The organism is Litoribacter ruber (assembly GCF_018500185.1).
GTDB lineage: Bacteria > Bacteroidota > Bacteroidia > Cytophagales > Cyclobacteriaceae > Litoribacter > Litoribacter ruber.
In genome coordinates this window covers 1-22987 of the sequence record NZ_JAHBGI010000002.1, presented here as the reverse complement: position 1 = coordinate 22987, position 22987 = coordinate 1, and the positions used below count along the sequence as shown (strand labels likewise).

The window sequence follows — 22987 nt, the reverse complement described above, 5'->3', positions numbered from 1 at the left end:
GTTCGTAGTTTAAAAAGCTTATCATAGACAGACACGAACGGATAAAAATAACGAGTATTTTCATACGGCTCATCTTTTTCCGGCGTTTCCGGAACGGGAGTTAGCACCTTCTTTCTACAGGTTGCTAAGACGTCAACGGGCCCTTCCCTCGGTCTTTCTTGATAAGCTAATATTACAAAGTAAGCAAATTTATTTATAAATACATAAACTTGCATCATTCTTAAAAAATCAAAAGTCCCTTTAGGGGTGGGAGCTAAAACCAAATCACTTCCCCTCTTTGCACATTACGGCCTGATCCCAAACCCAAACTGCACATAGGGCCCTGCCACGTATTTGTTCATCCCCATATCGGCCAGCCTAAACCTTCCCACAGGAAGTTCATAGCCGAAATGTGCACTATAAATCAGGTCAAAGGATTTACGCTTGCTCAACGGCATGGCATAGGCCAGGTAAAGCTCCGGCTTGGCCAAAAAGCCCCAAGTCCGTAAATACCCGTCATGGTTTGGCTCCTCAAACAACAATGGGAAGTCTGGCTTCATATCCTTTAAAGTGGTGTAGCGGAGGTTGCCATATCCAAAGCCCCCCAATACGCCCATTTCCACATTCTTGTGGTCATAAAGCTTTTGACCGAAGTTGCCGTAAACCCGCACACTGTTCAGCGTATGCGACCTTTCGGCATTTGCCTGTCCGCCATAGGCGAGGTTGTAGATATCCAGACCGTATAGCGTCCCGCGGTTTTCCCCCAGGATCTTCAAGCCCCAATTGCTGGGCCTGCCTTGGAACTGCTGATATCCATATGTGCTCAAGGATTCATTCAACTGGCTAGGCCGGGTAAAGTGCAAACCATATAGCAAGTGTACGCCCAGGGAGGCATCCCTGTAGAAATAATTATAGTCTGGAAGGCTTATCCCCGCTCCCAAGCGCAGAAATGGACCACTTTGGGCATTGTCAAAAGCTATTCCTTTCCTGTTCCAGGCATTTTCAAAGGGGCTGAATGAATACCCGAATTTGGCAATCACCTCAATTGATTCTTCCATCACCGGCAGGTCTATATCATAGCCGACCTGAAAACCTATTTCAGTAAGCAGCCCACCAAATTTCTGGCTGCCTTTATGAATATTGTTTTGGCGCAAAATAAAACCCATCTCGGGATCCGCCAGAAAGCCGGCCATCGATTCGGGGCGGTTTTCCTCCAGCATCTCAAAATTGAGGTAGCCTACACCTATGGACATATAATGAATCAGGTGAAAGCGCCCTTCCTCCGTAAAGGCATAACCGACATTCAAGTAGGCCCTAGAGGTGCGGTAATCAATGGTATAGTCACGGAATGTGGACTGGGGACCGTTGTTGTGGTAAAGCTCAAAGCCGAGCACAAAATCGTTGAACCTGTTTTGGTAACCTATGCCAAAAGTGGAATAGCCCCTGCGAAGGGGGCTGATTCCCTTATCTTCCAGCAGCTGGTTAAACTCCCTTAGGTTGGCACCGGCATTACCCTGGATGAGGTGCAGTGTGCTTCTCTGGTGTCTGGAACCTTGGGCGGAAGCCAGGCTGACCAGCAATACATTTATGAGAATGGTAAAGAATATCCGCATCAACTTGAATTTGGGCCCAAAATTAAGCTATTCCTTCACATAACAGAAATGATACCTGAATTTTACTTCTGCAGGTATTTTATCATCCTGGCATATAGATTATCCGGGTTAAACGGCTTGGGAATGTAATCGTCCATGCCCACTTCATCCAACTGGTCCTTGACTTCGATGAGGCTGGAGGCCGTAAGGGCGATGATCGGAATGGTCCTTTTCTGCTCGTTGGGATGGCTTCTGACTACCTTGGCAACCTCAAATCCATCCATTTCGGGCATCTGCAGGTCAAGCAAAATAAGGTTGAAGTCTCCCGCCTCAAAAAGCTTCAAGGCCTCCACCCCGTCATTGGCAAACTCCACATGCCCGGCCTCCCATTTGGTGAGAAACTTGCGGATCATGATCTGGTTGACCAAGTTGTCCTCGGCTACCAATATCCTGGCCTGGGTTAGATTCTTAACACTGGAATCCTGACTGTCCTTATGGACGATAGATTTCTTGATGTACTTGTTAAACTCAATGTCAAACATGAAAAGCGTACCCCTCCCTTTTTGGGACTGCACCACTATGCGGCTATCAAACAGCTCAACCAGTTTCTTGACAATGGCCAAGCCCAACCCCGTTCCACCAAACTTACGCGTAGTTTCGGTACTGGCCTGGGTAAAGGCCTCAAAGATGATATCCTTTTTATCCTCATCGATACCAATACCGGTATCTTCAAACATAAACCTTACCGTAACCTTGTCATCGGTTTCCCCTATGTTACTCAGGGAAATCTTCACATGGCCTTTTTCTGTAAACTTGATGGCGTTTGAAATCAGGTTGTTGATAATCTGACCCAACCGAACCGGGTCACCGTTGAGTATCTCAGGCACCCTGTTATCCACTTTGGGGATGATTTCAAGGGATTTTTCCCTGGCCTGGAAGGTATGGCTGTGCATCATGCGGTTAAGCACGTTTCTCGGCTCAAAATCCACGTGCTCCAGCTCGATTTTTCCGGACTCGATTTTACTGTAATCCAAAATATCATTAATCAGACCCAGCAGGTTTTCTGCCGAAAACTGCAGCGTCCTCAAGTTCTCCAGCTGGTCCTGCCTAGGATCCTCCTCTATCAGAAGGTGGGACATCCCAATCACGGCATTCATAGGCGTACGGATCTCGTGGCTCATGATACTTAGAAACTGCGACTTGACCATGGATGCCTGTTCGGCTTTTTCCTTGGCAATGTAAAGTTCACGCTGGGCTTCCTTGAGCTTTGAGATATCCCTGGCTATACCGGTGTAATATTTAAATTTGCCGTTCTGGTCTTTGATCACTTTTCCATTGGCAGAAAAGATTCGGTATTCCCCTTTTTTATGGACAAGCCTAAACTCCAAATATTGGTTGTCCTGGAAGAAAATATCATTTTCCTTCATCTTCTCCACAAAGACTTCGGTGTCCTCAGGGTGTAAAAACTTATTTAAGCTAGCCGACGTAACTTCATGAGGCTCATAGCCTAAAAACTGCTTGACATTGGGTGAGATATAGGTCAATTCCAAATCGGCACCGAGGGAGAAGATGATCTCGGTGGATTCCTCCACCAGGTTTCTGTACTTCTCCTCACTGCGCTGAAGATCCTGCTTCACACGGTATTCCTCCGTGATATCCCGCACTATGCCTAGGATATATTCCACCTCATCACCCGCAATAATCGGCTTGGCCGTAAGCTCGTAAACTCGGCTTAGCAGCGTGATGGTTTCCTGTACAGTTCGCCTCTTTTTGAGCGCAGCCTCCACTACCGGTTCTATCTTTTCCAAATTGGTGGTATGCACCTCATAGATTGTTTTTCCCTCAAATGTACCTGAATCCATCCCCCAATATTTGAAGTTTGGTCCTTCAGCCACAATGTATTTGAGGTTTTTATCTATCAGAAATACATTGGTAAAAGGGATGTTGGAAGCCAACACCCTATACCGCTTTTCGTTTCTTTCAATCTCCAGGCGGTGCTTTTTCCTTTCGGTAACATCCTGGAAAAGGCCTTCATGTAGAAGAATCTTGCCGTTTTTGTCATAGATCTCCCGAGTCCTGTCTTCCACCCATCTGTAGGCCCCATCAGCTGTCCTAAACCGGTATTCCCCCGAAAAAGAAGGAACCCCCGTATCCGTGGTGTTACTCTTATGGTAATGGAGCAACTCCTTGGCATCATCGGGGTGGATGAAATCTAGTATGGAAGTCTGATTTCGAACTACCTCTTCAGCATTGTACCCAAACTGGCTGATGTTATCCGTAATGAAATTAATCCTGAAATTCTCATTGGGATCCAGAGTAAACAGTACCGCAGGGCTGTTTTCAATGATCAGTCTGGATTTTTTGGCTATCTCCTCACTGTTTTTCTGGAAAGTAAGGTTCTTGGCCAAAAAGGAATACCCAATCGGCTTGCCCTCATCATCCTTAAAGGGATTAACGGCAAGCTCATGGGGTTCAAACCTCCCCTGCTTGGTTTCAATTTCCACCTCTCCCACCCAAGACCCATTTTCATCCACCTTTATCTTTAGCTCCTCCAGCTTTTTGCTGTTGGGAAGAATGACGCTGATCAATTGGGAAAGCGTGGTTTTATTTTCTTCAAAATCATCCGTGGAATAACCCCTATCCGCCGACTGATTCATATAGATTACCCTCAAGTTTTTGTCGGTCACAAATATGGCATCATTGACCTGGGCCAGGATCTGGGACTGCAACAAGAGGTTTTTCTCCGCATTTTTCTTGGAGGTGATGTCCCTGCAATAGCCGAAAATCTCCAACTCGGAATTGGTATAGTTTTCCTTTACCTGAATGGAATAAGTGATGTGTTTCAAACCTCCCCCCTTGGCAGTGATAGAAAACTCCCCGCTGGAGGACTCCCTATATTTCAGGGAACGCTTCACATTGGTAGTGATTTCCATCCTCACTTTGGGGCTCACCAGTTTGAAGAAATCGTTGATCTTGGCGTATTCCAGATTTTCGTCCAGCTCAAAGATATTGTTGAGGCCTTTGGAAAAATAGATCCGCTTTTTGGTGTTGCTGAACCTCCAGGAACCCGATTTGGCCAACAGCTCCGTGGAAGCCAATAGGTTTTCATTCCGCTCAAGCTTTACCTTGATAGAGCGGTTGATAAAGCTTCCGGCAAACACATCCCCCAACTGACGCAATACATACTCGTCATTGGCATGCCATTCCCGCCTTTCTTTTACGGCATCGAGCCCAAAGAAACCAATCAGCTGATGTTCGGAAAAAATAGGAATCACCATAAGGGATTTAATTCCCTGCTGCCGGTAGATTTCCTTTTCATACATATAGCGGTCACTCAATTTCTCAATATCAGGAATCACCGTAATGTCCCTTCTGAGTAGCCCTTGGATAATGATCTCCTCTTCAGAGTAAGGCAGCTCCTTTAAATACTCAATCTGGGGTTCCACCCCATCGGCCGTCCATTCATAGACGTTTTCAAGCACCTTCAGGTCCTGATGAACCAAGAAAATGTAGCTGCGGTCTGCTTTTTCAAACTTCCCAATTAAGCGCAAGGCTTCATTGAATACTTCGTCGAAGTTTTTGACATCCGAGTTTACAAACCGGGCAGAAATCCGGTTGATCAGTTGCTCTAGTTCGTACCGTTTCTTGAGCGACTTTTCCGATTTCTTGATGGCAGTGATGTCCCGGGCACTGAAAAGCAGGCCGTTGATCTCGGGATCATTGAGCAGGTTTTTCCCGAAGCTCTCCAAAAACAGGTTTTTCCCATCTTTGGTCTTGATCCAAAAATCTATTTCAATCTCCTTCTCACTGTCGTCCAGGTCTTCGAAATTCCCTTTTTCAATGGTGATAAAGCCGTTTTTGACCAGGTACATAAAGGATTTGCCGATCACCTCATGGAGGTCATAGCCCAATATCTGTACGGTGGCAGGGCTGATGTATCTGAAAATGCCATTTTTGTCCAAAATGGCAATCATATCGTGGCTGTTTCGCAGGATATTGTGGATAAGGCTCACCTCACTCCTTTTTACCTCTTCCGATTCCTGACTTAGGTGGTCGAAAAGAATCTCGGTGAAGGTCACCTTCTTGCGGCCCTTGGCCATGCAGAGCGGTTGCCCCTCCTTGGAAGGCATCTTTACAAACTCCCAGATATAGAATGATTTCTTCTCGGCCTGCTCCAGGGAATCTTTGGCCACCTGTGGAGAAGGCAAATTGCCCCCATTAAAAAAATTCTGAAGCTCTTCCACCAAGTTGGGTTCCTTAAAGAACTGTTCCCAGCTCTTTGGAAGGCTTTCAAAATGATTTTTAAAACTATTATTAAAATATATTACTTCACTCTCACTGAATATAAACAGAGGGTCATTTATTTTATCAAAATACTCTGCAATATCAATTGACTGAAAGATGCTGGATTCCACGCTATACACAATTTTTCCTACAAATAAACATTTCTGGGATTTGCACCCAGCTATTTGTTATACTTACTTTTTTTACCATTTATATAAAAATACGTGCTTAATAATAGCAATATTTTTTATATTCATTCCTATTCAACCCAACTTATCTAAGGACTATGATTAAAAAAAACAGTTTGATTTTCCTTCTCTTCCTTCAGCTAAGCCTATTATCGGCCTTGGCACAAGAAAAAAAGCCTGTACAGATCAGTGACTTGACCAAGATCGTAAGTACTTCTGACCACAAGTTAACCCCGGATGGGAAGCACCTGATTTTTGTCAAAAACTTCATCGAGCAGGAAAAGGAAAAATACCAATACAAAAGCCAGGTATTCATAGCCCCCATTGACAATCCCGACCGCGCCCGGCCCCTCACCAGCAGCGACAATTCCACCCGTAGCGCAGAACTATCACCCGATGGCAAAACATTGGCCTTTGTGAGATCCAAAGACGGCAAGGCCCAAATCTATCTCCTTTCACTGGAAGGTGGAGAGGCCCAAGTGCTTACTTCGGCCAAACACGGGGCTTCCTCCCCAAAATGGTCTCCCGATGGCAAGAAAATCCTTTTCAGCAGCACCCTGCCCATCTGGGAACTGGAGGGCGAACCCACATGGGAATACGAAAGACCGGGCAGAGAGTTTGGTGATGAACCACATTATGGCGCAATTAAGGATGGAAAAGCCAAAGAAGACGTTAAGCCGAATGTAGATGGCTCCTTGGAAGAAATGAGGGCTTATTTGGCCAAAAATGCCGCCGATAAGGACCCAAAGGTGATCACCAGACTTAATTTTCTCGGGGAAAAAGATTTAAGCCCCGACATGCAATTCAGCCACCTATCGGTAATTGACATTAACACCAAGGAAAGCCGCCAGTTAACCAATGGTTTCCAGAATTATTTCTCCGCTGACTGGGCTCCTGACGGCAATTTCCTGCTGGCCTCGTCGGTGAAATATGAGGATCACCCAGACGAGACCATGCACACGGATGTGTACAGAATACCGCTAGATGGCGGCTCCCCAACGCAGGTTTTGCATATAGAGGACCACAGGGTTGGAAATCCATCGTTTTCCCCTGATGGGGAATGGGTGTTGGTGTCCGGTCAGGACATCACGGAGCCAAGTTACAATTTGGGCATGCTGGGCATAATGAAGCCAGATGGCTCACAGTTCCGCTGGATCACCGAAGACCTTGACAGAAGCGTTTATTCCGGCAAATGGACCAAAGACGGGCAACACATTTATTATACCGCTCCAAATATTGGAGGCGTGACACTTTTCAGAACCTCCATAGAGGGAGGCAGCACTACCCCATTGATCGAAGGGCCAGTAGGCGTTCAAAGTTTTGACATCGACAGTGACAGGCTGGTATATGCCTTGACCCAAATAGAGAACCCTAGTGAAATCTATCTAGCGGATCTGGATGCTGGAAATGCCCAAAAATTCTCCTCATTCAACGACAGCTGGTTGGCAGAGCGCAAAATTTCAAAGCCTACCGCCCATCAAATAAGTCAGGATGGCTTTGAAATCGATTATTGGGTAATGGAGCCGGTGGACCGCAGAGAGGGGGAAAAATACCCTACGGTGCTGCAGATGCACGGGGGACCTTCGGCCATGTGGGGACCGGGAGAGTTTTCCATGTGGCATGAATACCAGACCATGACCGCCAGAGGTTACGGCGTGGTATATGCCAACCCAAGAGGTTCGGGAGGTTATGGAAGGGCATTCCAAAAAGGCAATTTCCAGGATTGGGGAGACGGCCCGGCAAGTGATGTGCTAGGCTCTTTGGATGATGCCCAGAGCCGCTACGACTGGATCGACGGTGATCAGTTGTTTTTGACAGGAGGAAGCTATGCCGGTTACCTTACTGCTTGGATTGTAGGCCATGACCACAGGTTTAAGGCTGCATTTGCCCAAAGAGGGGTTTACGAACTCACTTTCTTTTTGGGAGAAGGAAACGCCTGGAGATTGGTCCCCAACCACTTTGGCTACCCCTGGGAAGAAGGCGTGAAGGAGATTCTGGACTACAACTCCCCTCAAAGCTACGTGGACCAGATCCAAACTCCTCTGCTGATCAAGCACGGGGACGTGGATTACAGAACCGGAGTCAGACAAAGTGAGCTACTTTACAAAAGCCTCAAGATCCTCGGCAAGCCTGTGGAGTATGTGCGCTACCCTGGCGAGGGCCACGAGCTTTCCCGCTCCGGAAACATCAACCGCCGTATCGACCGCATCGCCCGCATCATCGAATTCTTTGAGAGGTACAGAGATTAATTAACTAGCCACAAAGGCCCGAAGGCGCAAAGAAGTTCATGTTGAAGACATTCTCAACCCAAACATTTCTTTGAGTCCTAGCGCCTTTGTAGCTAGATTAGATGGGCCACAAAGGCCCCAAGGCACTAAGAAAATACTTAGTATATAAGCTAGCCACTACGATGCAGAGGCGCAAAGAAGTTCATGTTGAAGACATTCTCAACCCATACATTTCTTTGAGTCTTAGCGCCTTTGTAGCTAGATTAGATGAGCCACAAAGGCCCGAAGGCACTAAGAAAATACTTAGTATATAAGCTAGCCACAAAGATGCAGAGGCGCAAAGAAGTTCATGTTGAAGACATTCTCAACCCAAACATTTCTTTGAGTCTTAGCGCCTTTGTAGCTAGATTAGATGAGCCACAAAGGCCCGAAGGCACTAAGAAAATACTTAGTATATAAGCTAGCCACAAAGATGCAGAGGCGCAAAGAAGTTCATGTTGAAGACATTCTCAACCCAAACATTTCTTTGAGTCTTAGCGCCTTTGTAGCTAGATTAGATTACATAAAACCACAATTCATACCTAAGCTTCGACCATGAAAATACATTTACTTTTATTGTTTCCCCTATTAATTCTAACCCATTTATCCTTTTCCCAGAAATCTTCTGAAGGCTTTATCAATATGCAAACCGATGAGGACAAGGGTAAGATCTTTTTAGAGATAGACGATCTGGAAAAGGAGTTTCTATACGTCAACTCCCTCCCGGCCGGGATAGGCTCCAACGACCTGGGCATGGACCGCGGACAGCTGGGCAATACCCGGGTAGTGGAATTCCGCAAAGCGGGGAACAAAATACTATTGGTGCACAAAAACCTTGACTTCCGAGCTGAAAGCGATAATGAGGATGAACGAAAAGCGGTACAGGATGCCTTTGCCGAATCGGTGCTTTGGGGTTTTGAAATTCAGGAAAACAGTGATGGAAAATATAAAGTCGACGCCACCTCCTTTTTTCTTCAAGACGCCCACCAGATAGCCGAAAAGCTAGGCAACCAAAATCAGGGGACCTACAAACTGGAATCCTCCCGCAGTGCGCTCAATTTTGAAAATACCAAAAACTTTCCCCAAAACACCGAGGTGGAGGCTTACATCACCGTAACCGGCACGCCAAAGGGAAGCCACATCAGGTCGGTAACCCCTTCGCCAGAAGCAGTAACAGTAAGGCAGCGACACTCCTTTATCGAACTTCCCGATGAGAATTATAAACCGAGAAAGTTTGATCCCCGAGCTGGTTACTTCAGCATCAGCTACATGGATTTTGCCACCCCAATCAACCAATCCATTGAGAAACGCTTTATCTCCCGCCACCGGCTGGAGAAGAAAAACCCCGAGCAGGAACGGTCGGAAGCTGTTGAACCCATCATTTATTACCTTGATAAAGGCACTCCCGAACCTATCCGGTCCGCATTGATTGAAGGAGGAAATTGGTGGAATGATGCCTTTGAGGCAGCCGGTTTTCAGGATGCCTTTCGCGTGGAATTGCTCCCTGAGGGTGCTGATCCAATGGATGTGAGGTACAACATGATCCAATGGGTTCACCGATCCACCAGGGGCTGGTCATATGGAGCGTCTGTTCGTGACCCCCGAACCGGGGAAATTATCAAGGGCCATGTGACTTTGGGGAGTCTGAGAGTACGGCAGGATTACCTGATCGCTCAGGGGCTGCTCCAGCCTTTTGAAGAGGGAGCTGAATACGACAGTGGCATGCTACATATGGCATTGGACCGCCTGCGCCAGCTTTCTGCCCACGAGATCGGCCACACCCTGGGCCTGTCCCATAATTATGCGGCTTCGCCAAATATGAGTTCGGTGATGGACTACCCTTACCCCCAGATAGACATGGATGCAAATGGCAAAATCGATCTTAGCAATGCCTACGATCAAGCCATAGGCAACTGGGATAAAGTGGCGATAAAGTATGGCTATGCACAGTTTGGGGAAGGAAAAGATGAAGATAAAGAATTGGATAGGATCCTCCGGGATGCCGCTGAGGAGGGTTTGGAGTTCATCGCCGATATGGACGCCAGACATCCGGGAGGCAGCCATCCCCGTGCCCACCTTTGGGACAACCAAGAGAATCCGGCCGAGGAACTCAGCAGGTTGTTGACCATCCGCAAGCGCAAACTTGAGGATTTTGGCCTGAACGCCCTGCAAGAAGGCCGTCCTGTGGCAAGTTTGGAAGAAGTGCTGGTGCCACTATACCTCATGCACCGATATCAGATTGAGGCCGCCAGCAAGCTGCTGGGAGGCGTGGACTATACCTATCAGGTAAAAGGAGACAACCAAAAATCCCAGAGCAGAGTGGAAGGCAGCATGCAGCGCCAGGCACTGGATGCACTGCTGGCCACCCTTTCCCCGGAACACCTGGTGCTTCCTGGGCATATCGCGGATTTGATTCCCCCCCGGCCTATGGGCTTTGGGAGAAGAAGAGAGACCTTTTCATCCAGAAACGCACTTAATTTTGACCCCGCCGCCCCTGCGGAAAATGTGGCCAAAATGACCCTGGGCTTCCTTTTTCATCCCGCCAGGGCTAACAGGCTTTACCAGCAGCACCTGAGTGACAATTCCCTTCCCTCCTTTCAGGAAACGGTGGACAAGTTGACCAACCAGTTTTTTGAAAGCGGAAAAGAAGGCTGGGCACAGGAAATCAACATGATAAATTCAAGGATTTTGGTGGAGGAGTTGATTTCCCTGGCCAAAAGTTCGGAGGCCTCAGCATCCGTACGGGCCATCACGCGCAAGAAGCTGGAGGATTTGTACAGTGGGGAATATAAATCAAGGCAGATTACCAAGAGGCAAGGAGGCAGCAATTATGCCCAGGAAGCCCACGACAACTATCTGGCCAGCCATATCCACCATTTCCTCTCCCAACCCGAGGAGCTCACCCCCACCAAACCCCTCGACATCCCCGCCGGCGCCCCAATTGGGCAGGATGACATATTCTGCTGGTAGTTTAGAAGCCTGCTTGCCGGCAAAGGCAGGATTATTTCCCGATCATCCCTGCTGAAATAGGTTCAAGGGTTGAATGGATTAATGGATTAACGTAAGGTACTCCAGCGCCCTCATCCATTAATCAGTCCAGAAGGGAATATGGCGAAGCTATTCCCTCCTTGACCTTTCACCATTAAACCAACCCGTAAAAAGGTTGACGGGTTGAATGGATTAATGGATTAACGTAAGGTACTCCAGCGCCCTCATCCATTAATCAGTCCAGAAGGGAATATGGCGAAGCTATTCCCTCCTGGACCTTTAACCTTTAAACCAACCCGTAAAAAGGTTGAAGGGTTGAATGGATTAATGGATTAACGTAAAGTACTCCAGCTCCCTAATCCATTAATCAGTCCAGAAGGGAATATGGCGAAGCTATTCCCTTCTGGACGCTGAACCTTTAAACCAACCCGTGAAAAGGTTGAAGGGTTGAATGGATTAAGGAATTAACGTACGGTACTTCCGCTCCCAAATCCATTAATCAGTTCTGAACGGAACCCAGCGCAGCTATTCCCTTCTGGACGTTACACCCTTCAACCAACTCCTGAAAAGGTTGAAGGGTTTAAATGATTAAGGGATAAAGGTAAGGTACTCCAGCTCCTTAATCCATTAATCAGTCCAGCAGGGAATATGGCGAAGCTAGTCCCTTCTGGCCGCTGAACCTTTAAACCAACCCGTGAAAAGGTTGAAGGGTTGAATGGATTAAGGAATTAACGTAAGGTACTTCCGCTCCCAAATCCATTAATCAGTCCAGAAGGGAACCCAGCGCAGCTATTCCCGTCTGGACGTTAAACCCTTCAACCAACTCCTGAAAAGGTTGAAGGGTTGAAAGGATTAAGGGATTCAGGTAAGGTACTCCAGCTCCTTAATCCATTAATCAGTCCAGAAGGGAATAGGGCGAAGCTATTCCCTTCTGGACGCTGAACCTTTAAACCAACCCGTTAAAAGGCTGAAGGGTTGAATGGATTAAGGAATTAACGTAAGGTACTTCCGCTCCCACAGCCATTAATCAGTCCAGAAGGGAACCCAGCGCAGCTATTCCCTTCTGGACGTTAAACCCTTCAACCAACTCCTGAAAAGGTTGAAGGGTTGAAAGGATTAAGGGATTAAGGTAAGGTACTCCAGCTCCTTAATCCATTAATCAGTCCAGAAGGGAACCCAGCGCAGCTAGTCCCTTCTGGACGTTAAACCCTACAACCAACTCCAGAAAAGGTTGAAGGGTTGAATGGATTAAGGAATTAACGTTAGGTACTTCCGCTCCCAACTCCATTAATCAGTCCAGAAGGGAATCTAGCGCAGCTATTCCCTCCTGGATCTTTAACCTTTAAACCAGCTCGTGCCCTTCGTCTTTGCTCAGGGACCAAGACGGTCGAAAAAGAGAATGAAGTACACTAAAACGTTGCGGCCGTTGCGATTCCCGTTGCGTGAAACCATTCGTGGCTTCGCTGTTTCTAAACCCCTAAACCAGGCCGCAGGCCGACTAAACTCCTAAACCACACGACGTGTCACTTCCATATACCAGCCCCACGGATCGGCGTGACCGGCCTGGGTGTTCCAAGTATGAAAACCGAAAAATCCCCTCTTTGTATGAAATGGATAAAGTTGACATCACCTACCCTTCTCAGGAGATTTTCAGGTCTATATTCCTGTCGGTAAAGGTCCCTGTAATAAGCCATCACATATTGCTGTATGGGCACACTGTCCGGCATCGTCCTTTCCTCATACCATGGTTCTTTCGTACCTTGCACTTCCGTCTTCGTACCTCGTACCTCGTACTTCGTACTTCTTGACTCCCATTGTTCCTGTATCCTCTTATTTGCCAAACTGATCTCCTCGAGCTCCCTTCTCACATCATTCTGCTGTCCCATCGCATCAAAAACAGCCATCCACATCACCACAAACACCACAACAAAAGCCTTCATCACAATCAGAATATTTTAATTATAACAATCTGATTATCAGTAAGGTTTAGAGTGTTGATTTAGAGGCTTGCCGGCCGGCAATGGCAGGGTTATTTCCCGATAACCGCTTCGCGAATCTATGAATAGGTTGATGGGGTGGATGGATTAATGGATTAACGTAAGGTACTCCAGCTCCTTAATCCATTAATCAGTCCAGAAGGGAACCCAGCGCAGCTATTCCCTTCTGGACCTTAAACCTTTAAACCAACCCGTGATAAGGTTGAAGGGTTGAAAGGATTAAGGGATTAAGGTTAGGTACTCCAGCTCCTTAATCCATTAATCAGTCACCGCTGGGAATACAGCGCAGCTATTCCCTTCTGGACCTTAATCCTTTAAACCAACCCGTGATTAGGTTGAAGGGTTGAAAGGATTAAGGGCGTAAGGTTAGGTACTCCAGCACCTTAATCCATTAATCAGTCCAGCAGGGAACCCAGCGCAGCTAGTCCCTTCTGGACCTTAAACCGTTACACCAACCCGTGATAAGGATGAAGGGTTGCAAGGATTAAGGGATTAAGGTTAGGTACGCCAGCTCCTTAATCCATTAATCAGTCACCGCTGGGAATACAGCGCAGCTATTCCCTTCTGGACGTTGAACCTTTAAACCAACCCGTGAAAAGGTTGAAGGGTTGAATGGATTAACGTAAGGTACTCCAGCTCCTTAATCCCTTAATCAGTCACCGCTGGGAAAACAGCGCAGCTATTCCCTTCTGGACGTTGTACCTTTAAACCAACCCGTGATAAGGTTGAAGGGTTGAAAGGATTAAGGGATTAAGGTTAGGTACGCCAGCTCCTTAATCCATTAATCAGTCACCGCTGGGAATACAGCGTAACTACGCCCAGTGGAATAATAACCATTTTAACCAACCTGTGCTCAAGGACCGGGGCGAGGGGAAGAAGAGATTAACCACACTAAACGTCGCGGCCTTTGCGATTTTCTTAGCGCCGCTGCGTGATCCAAACCCTCATCTTCGCCACTTCGCGGTTTCTAAACCCCTAAACCAGGCCGCAGGCCGACTAAACCACCATATATCATCGCTTTATCATCCTCCTATGAAACACCATCCCATCAGCCTGCAATTGATAAAGATAGAGCCCCGGTTTCAAATCCATTCCGTCCAGCATTACCTCGTGTTCGCCAGCCTTCAGCGGGCCATCCAGCAGGACCATGATCTCTTCGCCGGTCACGCTGTACACCGCCAACCTGGCCTTCATCTCCTTGGGCAGGTTTACCTTAATGGTGGTTGCCCTACTAAAGGGATTCGGGTAGTTCTGGGTTAAGATGTTGAGGTGCCTGAATTCCGGGTAGATCCCGGTCACCGGATCATTCACGGCCAGTCTGTAATTCCCAGCATTGATTGGCAATACATTGCCTGTGGCAGCAAGCAGGACAATATTGTCGAAGTTCACCTCATACTCTTCAGAATCTTCAGCTTCAATGGGAATGTTAAACAGTATCCCCTCGCCTTGAGGTAACGGTTTCCCATCCTTGGAGGTGATTTTTACCCTGACAACATTTTCCAGCATTCTACTATTTGGAGCCCCATTATCTTCTACCGTCAATTGATGGGTATCCCTAAGGGGAATCGGCAGCTCTACTTTACTCCAATCGATGGCAAAGCCGGGTTTAATCACCAGATCAAAGGCCAGAGAAAGCACCTCTTCTTCCCACTCAAACTTAAACTGTATGGCCGAAGGAGTATTTCCCTCCCTGATGATAACAGGCTCTATTTTGCGTGGCAAAGCGTCATCTTCCTGGATCTTTAAGGTGACCTCCTTATGAAGGGAAACCTCATTTCCCGTGACATCAGAAGTAAAAAAGTCAAAGTCGATTTTGCTGTTCAAGATGTCATTTTCTGTGACAATATGTTTATAATCAAATTCTAAGGTATCATATTCGCCGATCCAATATGGAAAAGATAATTCCCTATTAAAGTTTCTTTCCAAACCTCTCAGTCTACCTATAATATAATTTCTTAAGTTAACAGCTTGTATTTTAATGTCAATTTCTTCCCCAACATTTGAAAAGGTCTCCTTTAGAAAACCATTTAACTCCCAAATAGCAGGGCCATAGACGACTTCCGCTCTTAATTGAACACTTATTTCAGGTTGGTTAATACTATTGTTAACTAATATGACCTCCCCTTCAAAAACCATATTCACAGCTCTTTTCTTAAATCTAATTGGCCATCCCCCCGACTCTCCAGGAGGTATAATTAAAGCTTCTCTATAAAAGGCAATATCATCAGAATAAAAATATCCACTTGTTTTGATATCTCTAATTGTCAAAGTATCTGTTCCAGGATTGTGGATTTCAATATTGAACAATGAATCAATATTACCAAAATACACCTCCCCCAAATCAATCAACTCCGGCGCTGAAACCAAAGGTTTTTTTGTTGTAGGATCATTGACAGATAGCCTATAAGTTTCTGCCTTGATCGGCAATACCTCACCCGTGGCAGCAAGCAGTATAATATTATCGTAAATCACCTCATACTCCTCTGAAAAATCAGGTTCAATAGGTATTTCCAATAATACGCCATCTCCTTTGGGCAAAGGTTTGCCATCCTTTGATGCGATTTTAATTCTTTGGAAAGTATTCATCACCCTACTGTTCGCAGCCCCTGCCTCCTCTACGATTAATTGATGGCTTTCATTTAAAGGAGAAGGAAGCTCAATAGCATTCCAATCTATAGCAAAACCCGGCTTGATCTCCAGATCAATGGCCAAAGAAAGCACTTCTTCTTCCCAGTCATATTGAAATTGGATCGCAGATGGAGTTTTTCCCTCTGGGGTGATTGAAGGCTCTATTTTGCGTAGCAAAGCGTCATCTCCCGGAGTTTTTAGTGGAATTACTTTTTTAATAAAAACCCTTTCTCCTGAAAATTCATCAATGATAAAGTCAATTTCTTTTTTTCCGTTTAAAATATCATCTTCCGTCACAGGCGAATCAAAAGAGAAATCCATAGAACTATTGGGTTTTAAATATTCTGCTATATAGAAAAATCTATTTTCTTGCCCTGTTATTAGACCAATTGCATAATCACCTTTATTATCAATTGAAATGGATACAGTGATAGAATCTCCCAATTTAGAAAAATCTTTTTTAGAAACACTCGCTGATATATCCCAATCAGGAGGTCCAAAAGTCACTGTAGCTTTTAAATTCACTATTAATTCGGAATTGTCTACACTGTTATTGACAAATACTATTTCTCCTTCATAAACTCCATATTTTCCAAAGGTTAACATCATTGAATAACTTTGGGATGTTCCAGGTAATATCTTTAAAAATTGTTCAGAACTTGTAGGTTCAAAAAAGTTTAAACCTTTCTGCGGTTTGCTCCTAATTTCCAAGGTATCTGTGCCAGGATTATAAATATCAATAAGAAAATAATGATATTCTGTAAAATTCCCTTTATAAAATATTTCTCCCAAATCAATCAACTCCGGCACGGAAACCATCGCACCAGGTTTAAACCGCCAGAGTTCTTCATGAAAAAATTGAAACCCATTCTCAGTAGTCCCCACAACCGTTAAGTGGATACTATTTCTCTCTATATCCTCCTGGGTTACCGTATAGGGTATCTACAGGCTCAACTTCTTTCCTGGTTCAATAGGCCCAATATCACCATCATAACCTGTATGCTCCTCCCTGATTGTAAAACTTTCAATGGCAATGTCACCTGTATTTTCAACTTCCACCTCAAAAGTAAGCTCCTCTCCTACATACCCAAAGCTTTTTTTGCCCAGTAGGATAATAGATACTTTTTGTTCAAAATCCAGGATCCTTCCTTCAATATATACTCTAAACCCATTATCAAATCCTATCTCTCCTTTAAATTCCCCAACATTTTCAGGGACAAAACTCATTCTAAGATATGTAGTCTCACCTGGTGAAAGGGTCAAAGGAAAATCATCCAAAATCCTTAGACTGGGGAGCCCTATCTCCCACAATGCATCAAAATTGAGATCATCCTCACCAGAATTGCTTAATTCTACTTGGAATTCAGCTGTTTGCCATACCACCCGATCACCCAAATCAACAAAAGAGCTTCCCTTCGCAAAAGCAAACTGTAAAACCAGGACCTGCAGGATCCCCAAAAGCAAAAACTTTTTCATTTTGATAAAATGTATTTGATTCTAATAAAAAAGTATCCCCCCTTGTAGGGGCGAAAAATTTTTCGCCCCTACAAGGGGGGATACAACCCTACCTCTTCTGAACCTTCTTAATGGCAACCTTGTCCTGCGTCCTGATTCTCAGAATGTACAGGCCATTTGGGAGATTGGCCAAGGAGAGGTTGAGCATCAGTTTCTCGCTGTCCTTATCGATCAGCTGCTGCAGCAACACTTTGCCTGCCGGATTCATCACCTCTATCATGGTGGTGCCCTGCTGCAGGTAGTTGACCTCTATGTTCAGCTCACCTGTTGTCGGGTTGGGATAGGTTCTCACTTTGTTGGAGACGTTCTCCAGCATGGAAATGCCTGTAACTGCCGAAACCCTGAAGTTGATATAGGCGGTCTGGGTGTTGTATTTGCCAAACTCTGCCTCAAGGCCCACGGTGATCATGCCCTCGTAATTCTTCTCAGGGATGATATCCTCTTCCTCAACTTCGTAATGCTCGCCGGGAAGAATGTTAATCTTCAAAAACTCCATTTGATCTGCCGGGATATCTTCATCAAACTCCAAATCCTCTGCTTTGATCCGAAGGTTCTGGCCCGGAGGGATTACCTTTTCGTGCTTCACTTCCGCAATCTTTGGAATTACCAGATCAAGCACGGTGACCTCCCAGAGGTAAACATTGCTGATGTAATCCGGAGCGGTAAGGAATATCGGTATGGTCATCTTTCCGGTAAAGGCCCTCACCGGGGATATGCTCTGTCCATTTATCCGGAAGTTTTCCCCCTCACTGATATTTACCTTATAATACTCCTTCTCCTGTTCCGTAAGTCCTATACTCAACACCAGATCCTCCAAAGTCAGGATCAGGCTATCATTCAGGTTGATCACCCTTGGCAAGGCTACTCTGGTGATTTGAGGCCGTGGAAGTTCCAAGGCACCCATGTTGAATTCAGCTATATATACATTGGTTTCCTCTTCTCCTTTGACCAGACTGATGCCTACCCTAACGGTTCCCTTAAAATGGTCTGAAGGAACAATGGTATCCCCTTCAATAATATAATTGGCTCCTGCATGAAGTTTTAGCACAAAACCTTGGAGGTTCATTTCTGGGTTTTCTTCGAAAACAAGCTCCCCAATGGTCACCCCTATCTTTTCATTCAAATAGCGGTCAGATGTCAAGGTTGTCCCTACTATCACAGGCATTTCAAAGTCCCTTACCAACAGATTATGGATATAAGGCAATCCTTCTACACTGCCAAAATCCACCCTGAAGGTTACTTTGAGTTCACCCAAATAATCGGTGTCAGGTATGATTTTTCCATCAACTACAGAATAATGCTCACCTTCCTCGATCACGATCAGAAGATCTTTGTACCCCTCATCTTCTGGGTCAAGGTTCAGTTCCAGGTCCTCCAACTTGATTTCCAGATACCCGTTTTTGGCAATCATCTCAGGAAGGCTGGTCCCCAACACTTGAATCTTGGTATAGCTTTCCACTTGGAGCTCCACCGCAAAAATATTGCTGTCCCTTTCCCCGTCGTTGACCTGCACCTCAAATGTCAGAGGGCCCACATAACCCTTTTCGGTAGTGATACTTCCCTCCCCAATGCTGTAGCCGACTTCATTGCCCAAGATTTTGAAAGTATATCCTGTAGGAAAACTGTTGTCCATATCGATGACCTCCAAAAGGTCCCCAAGGTCAATGGTTTCATTTTGGCCAAAAATGCCCGGTCCCTTAATCCCAATGATTCTTGGGGAAATGCGCGGCCCTCGTAGGATTGCAAAGCCAAATCTGGGCTGTTTATTGGCTTCCGTGAATGTACCGGACAAGGCCAGAAAACCATTTTCCAAATAATTGATGGTTTCAATCGGTCCATTGAGCTCGGTATCCACCGCCTTGATCATCCCCTCCATGTCAGTTCTGGCAATATATGGGGTGTTGAAATTGTTGAAAGAAGAAAAGGTTCCTCCCCACAATAGCGTTGAATCCAGCAGCACCTGTACGTCATTCACCATAAAGCGTCTATGCGAAAAATTACCCTCAGTTATGTTTCCAAGGCTGTCCAGTACAAAATTCCTGAAGCTGTCATTTTCACTGAATTGGCGGTTGGGTCCTCCGGAAATAAGTGTTTTACCTCCCGGCAAGGCCGTGATCGCCCTGACGGAATAATTGGCGCTTTCCTGGAAAACCGAATCCCGGACAAACTCGCCATCTAGGCCAAACACCTTCAAATGGTAATTGTCGTCTCTGTCAAAAGAGGAGGTGTAAAGCTGCCCGTTTGAGATGCCCATGGTGTAAAGCCTTGTCATATTGCTGAAGTGGGGCGTCACGTTAAAGTCCTGATCAAAGGAATGGTCCCTGTTGAATTTGACCAGATGGTATTGGGGCTTCAGGTTGTTTTTATCGGCCATAAAGTTTCCGCCAACCAAAAATCCTCCGTCTTCCAAAGGCAGAATTTTCCGGACTCCATCGCCCAAGGACAGCACCATAAATTTCTCCTTGAAATCATCCATCAACACTCCCTGATCGTTGAGTTGGTGGAGAAAATCCGCTGAGGTCCAAGGAACTTCCAGCCCCACATAAACCTCATGATCCTCATTTATAAAAATATCGGTAACCGCATTTTTCCGCTGCTTGAGGTAATTTGCAGTAAAAGTGACGTCCACTTCACCGGTTCTCTTAAACCTTGTCAAACTGTTGGCAAAATGCCCGTTGACCTTCACAAAATCCCCCCCGACCAGAAGTCTTCCCTGATGGTCCATTTTGGCCACTTGTGTAGAACCTGCTTTTAAAAGTTCCGGATTGAAGTTCTCCACAATCCTGTTGAACAGGTCAATTTTGGTAATTCCGAAAGAATTATGATCGGCAATTTTGCTGAAGGCTCCATACACCAGCAGTCCCCCGTCAGGCAAAGCCAGGGGGATGATGCCCTGTTCGGACTCGCTTCTCTCCTCGGAACTCAACGTCATACCGGGAAAGGAAAACTGCTGCCCCCCCTGGTTGCTGAGTTTGCGCAGTGTGACCTCCCTAAAATCCTCCCTGTCGAGGATAAACAGCTCTCCGTTTTGAGCCGGTGAATATTTCAGGATGTCATAATTTGAGCCGAACACCGGATTGGCATAGGTGGGATCCAACTCCCCGTCAGGCATAAACCTGGCAAGTTGCCTTTGCTCAGAAGATAGGAATCCGTATAAGGTGAATTTATTGTCCGGCCATACCACAATCTGGTGGTAATGCGGAATGGTACTGTAGCGAACCGGCGAATCAAAAGTTGGGTCAAACTTGCCGTCGGGCATAAGCCTGCTAAGCTTATAGCTGGACGGTCCTTCCTCAAAAGAAGGGATAAGCGCCAGGATTTTCTCCCCCTGCACCGCAAGGTGGGTAAAGTCTACAGTGTTACTTTCCACCTGGAAATCCTCAACCTTTTTCCCTTGCGCATCATACATATGAAGCAAGGGGCCATGGCGCTGGAAATGACGGGCCACGATGTTTCCGGAAGGGAGGATGGCAAATTCCATGATCTCCGTATCCAGGGAGATTTCAAAGGAGGTGTCCACCGACCCATCCTCAAAAAGCCGTAAGAGCGTCTGCCCCTTTCCTACCCTGCTGCCATTAAGGACATAGATTTTGTTGTCAGGGCCGATTTCCATCCTCCGCACCATGGTAATGGGCGCCCAGTCGAATTTGAAGCTTGGGTCCAGCGTACCGTCAGGGTTAAGCCTGACCAATCCGGACACTTCCTTCCCATCGATTTCGATAAAATTACCTGCAACAATGATTTTCCCGTCGGGCTGGGCCAGGGCCTGCTCTGCTTTGGCATAATCATAAAACTTAGGCGCAAAATTGGCGTCAAAGACATGTTGTGAAAAAGCTGAAAAGGCAAAAAGGAAGGCAATACAAAACAGTAGAGTTTTTTTCATAGGGTAAAGTTAAAATGGACAATAATTGAATATTCCCTGTACCTTCTAACTTTTCCTTTAACCCAAACCACTGAAGTACTGGTATTTATTTAGCCCCTAATTAAAACTAAATCCCCAATATTTACAAACTTTCAGACCCTATAAATTAAAACAATATTTTGCAAATCATATTTGTATCCATAAAATACATTTAGATGCATGAGATTGCAGAATATTAAAATGGTAGATGGGTTAGAGGGCTGGCCGCGGTTACTAAACCCCTAAACCAGACCGCAGGCCGAATAACCTCCTAAACTACGTAGGTTAGAAGTTTATTCCTTGATCATCCCTGCGGGGATAGGGAGGTTTAGGAGTTTAGAGCAAACCACGCCATCACCACCCTGCGGCTTCCCTTACCATTAAACTAATAATTCTTTGCGCTTCTTTATTTTCTTTGCGGTGGGTACCACCATCTGTATTTGCACCGCAAAACTAAAACATCTATATTGAAAAGATTATTTAGGTATCAACCCACTGATTTTTACAAGATTCACATGACCAAACCTTATACCTTTCCAGCCGCTTTCATCATAATATTTCTGGCTTTTGCCTTACCAGATGCGAGCCTATATAAAGCTGATTCCCCTGCCAATGTCAGAAAAGCCATCAGCGATATGATTGATGAAGACATTAAGGAGGATGAAATATTGATCGTCAACTTTTGGGGAACCTGGTGCCAGCCCTGTATAGGGGAAATCCCGGATCTCAACCAGATAGTGGAAGACTACCAAAATGAAAAAGTAAGGTTTATCGCTTTCTCCGATGAACACCCTGATAAATTGGGCATGTTCAACTTTAGAAACTATAACAATAAGCGCCCGGACCTGATCTTCAATTACGAGCAGGTCTTCGGCAACCTCGAAGTAAACCGATACATCAAATCCTTTGAAACAAACAAAAAAGGCAGGGCAGTACCCTTCCACCTCTTGATCAAATCCGACGGAACCCTAGGCAAAGTACTCCCAGGTGCCTCCACCTCTTACAACAGGATCATTCGGGAATTTATTGATGGGGAACTGGATAACATATCCGTTGCTACCCACTAGCCCCCACCCCCCTAATCGTTTTCACCGCTTCGCGATTTCTAAACCCCTAAACTAGGCCGCAGGCCGAATAACCTCCTAAACTACGTAGGTTAGAAGTTTATTCCTTGATCATCCCTGCGGGGATCGGGAGGTTTAGTAGTTTAGAGCAAACCACGCCATCCCCATCCTGCGGCTTCACTCAGGAATTTATATGGTGCGTCCCTCTGGGACTTGTGATGTGGTAGGTGTTTGCTGCCCGCCGGTTGCCACCGGCGGTTATTATATCGGCCGCTCCTAACGGAGCTGTAGGCAACGCCGCGCCCTTTGCGCATTCTCTTTGCGCTCGTGGCGTGAAACCAACGCCTCATCTTCCTCGTCGCTTCGCGGTTTCTAAACCCCTAAACCAGGCCGCAGGGCGAATACCCAATCCAGAAGGTGTAGCCCGTCAGTTATGCAAGTTCCTCTTCCAGTACTTTTCCCTTCGTTTCAGGAAAATATTTAATCACAAATCCAAATTGAAGTATCATGGCCACTGCAAAAAAGCCAAATGCTATCGTGCCTCCACCTGGCATTACAGCGATGATAGGAAAAGACCAAGTCAT

9 protein-coding genes and 1 riboswitch are annotated in these 22987 nt (G+C 45.9%); of the genes, 3 read left to right on the top strand and 6 right to left on the bottom strand.

Features of this window, described 5'->3' with window-relative positions; all coding sequences use genetic code 11:
• Window positions 1-66: 66 nt before the first annotated feature.
• Window positions 67-168: riboswitch (SAM riboswitch) on the bottom strand.
• Between the two features lie 116 nt (window positions 169-284).
• Complete coding sequence (locus KIH41_RS02325; protein ID WP_213946162.1) at window positions 285-1592, bottom strand: outer membrane protein; 1308 nt, start codon at window positions 1590-1592, stop codon at window positions 285-287.
• Between the two features lie 62 nt (window positions 1593-1654).
• Window positions 1655-5986: a PAS domain S-box protein gene (locus tag KIH41_RS02320; RefSeq protein WP_214161381.1), complete on the bottom strand. Its 4332-nt coding sequence runs from the start codon at window positions 5984-5986 to the stop codon at window positions 1655-1657.
• A gap of 155 nt (window positions 5987-6141) precedes the next feature.
• On the opposite strand from KIH41_RS02320, the gene KIH41_RS02315 reads away from it, so the two are divergent.
• Entirely contained in the window at window positions 6142-8292 is a 2151-nt protein-coding gene (locus KIH41_RS02315; protein ID WP_214161380.1) for a S9 family peptidase, read from the top strand.
• 573 nt (window positions 8293-8865) lie between these two features.
• A complete protein-coding gene (locus KIH41_RS02310) occupies window positions 8866-11280 on the top strand; it encodes a zinc-dependent metalloprotease (protein WP_214161379.1) in 2415 nt (804 codons plus the stop codon).
• A gap of 1541 nt (window positions 11281-12821) precedes the next feature.
• On the opposite strand, the gene KIH41_RS02305 is transcribed toward KIH41_RS02310, so the two are convergent.
• From KIH41_RS02305 to KIH41_RS02290, 4 genes are all read right to left on the bottom strand, one after another.
• Entirely contained in the window at window positions 12822-13238 is a 417-nt protein-coding gene (locus KIH41_RS02305; protein ID WP_213946166.1) for a hypothetical protein, read from the bottom strand.
• A 1068-nt stretch (window positions 13239-14306) separates the two neighbouring features.
• Window positions 14307-16532, bottom strand: coding sequence for a T9SS type A sorting domain-containing protein (locus tag KIH41_RS02300; RefSeq protein ID WP_214161378.1), 2226 nt, complete (start codon window positions 16530-16532; stop codon window positions 14307-14309).
• Window positions 16533-16865: 333 nt separating this feature from the next.
• Window positions 16866-17399, bottom strand: a complete 534-nt coding sequence (locus KIH41_RS02295) for a COG1470 family protein (protein ID WP_214161377.1) — start codon at window positions 17397-17399, stop codon at window positions 16866-16868.
• An 88-nt stretch (window positions 17400-17487) separates the two neighbouring features.
• Window positions 17488-21321, bottom strand: a complete 3834-nt coding sequence (locus KIH41_RS02290; protein ID WP_214161376.1) for a T9SS type A sorting domain-containing protein — start codon at window positions 21319-21321, stop codon at window positions 17488-17490.
• A gap of 485 nt (window positions 21322-21806) precedes the next feature.
• On the opposite strand from KIH41_RS02290, the gene KIH41_RS02285 reads away from it, so the two are divergent.
• Window positions 21807-22406 (top strand): TlpA family protein disulfide reductase, encoded by a 600-nt coding sequence (locus tag KIH41_RS02285; protein ID WP_214161375.1) that lies wholly within the window; start codon window positions 21807-21809, stop codon window positions 22404-22406.
• Window positions 22407-22987 lie beyond the last annotated feature (581 nt).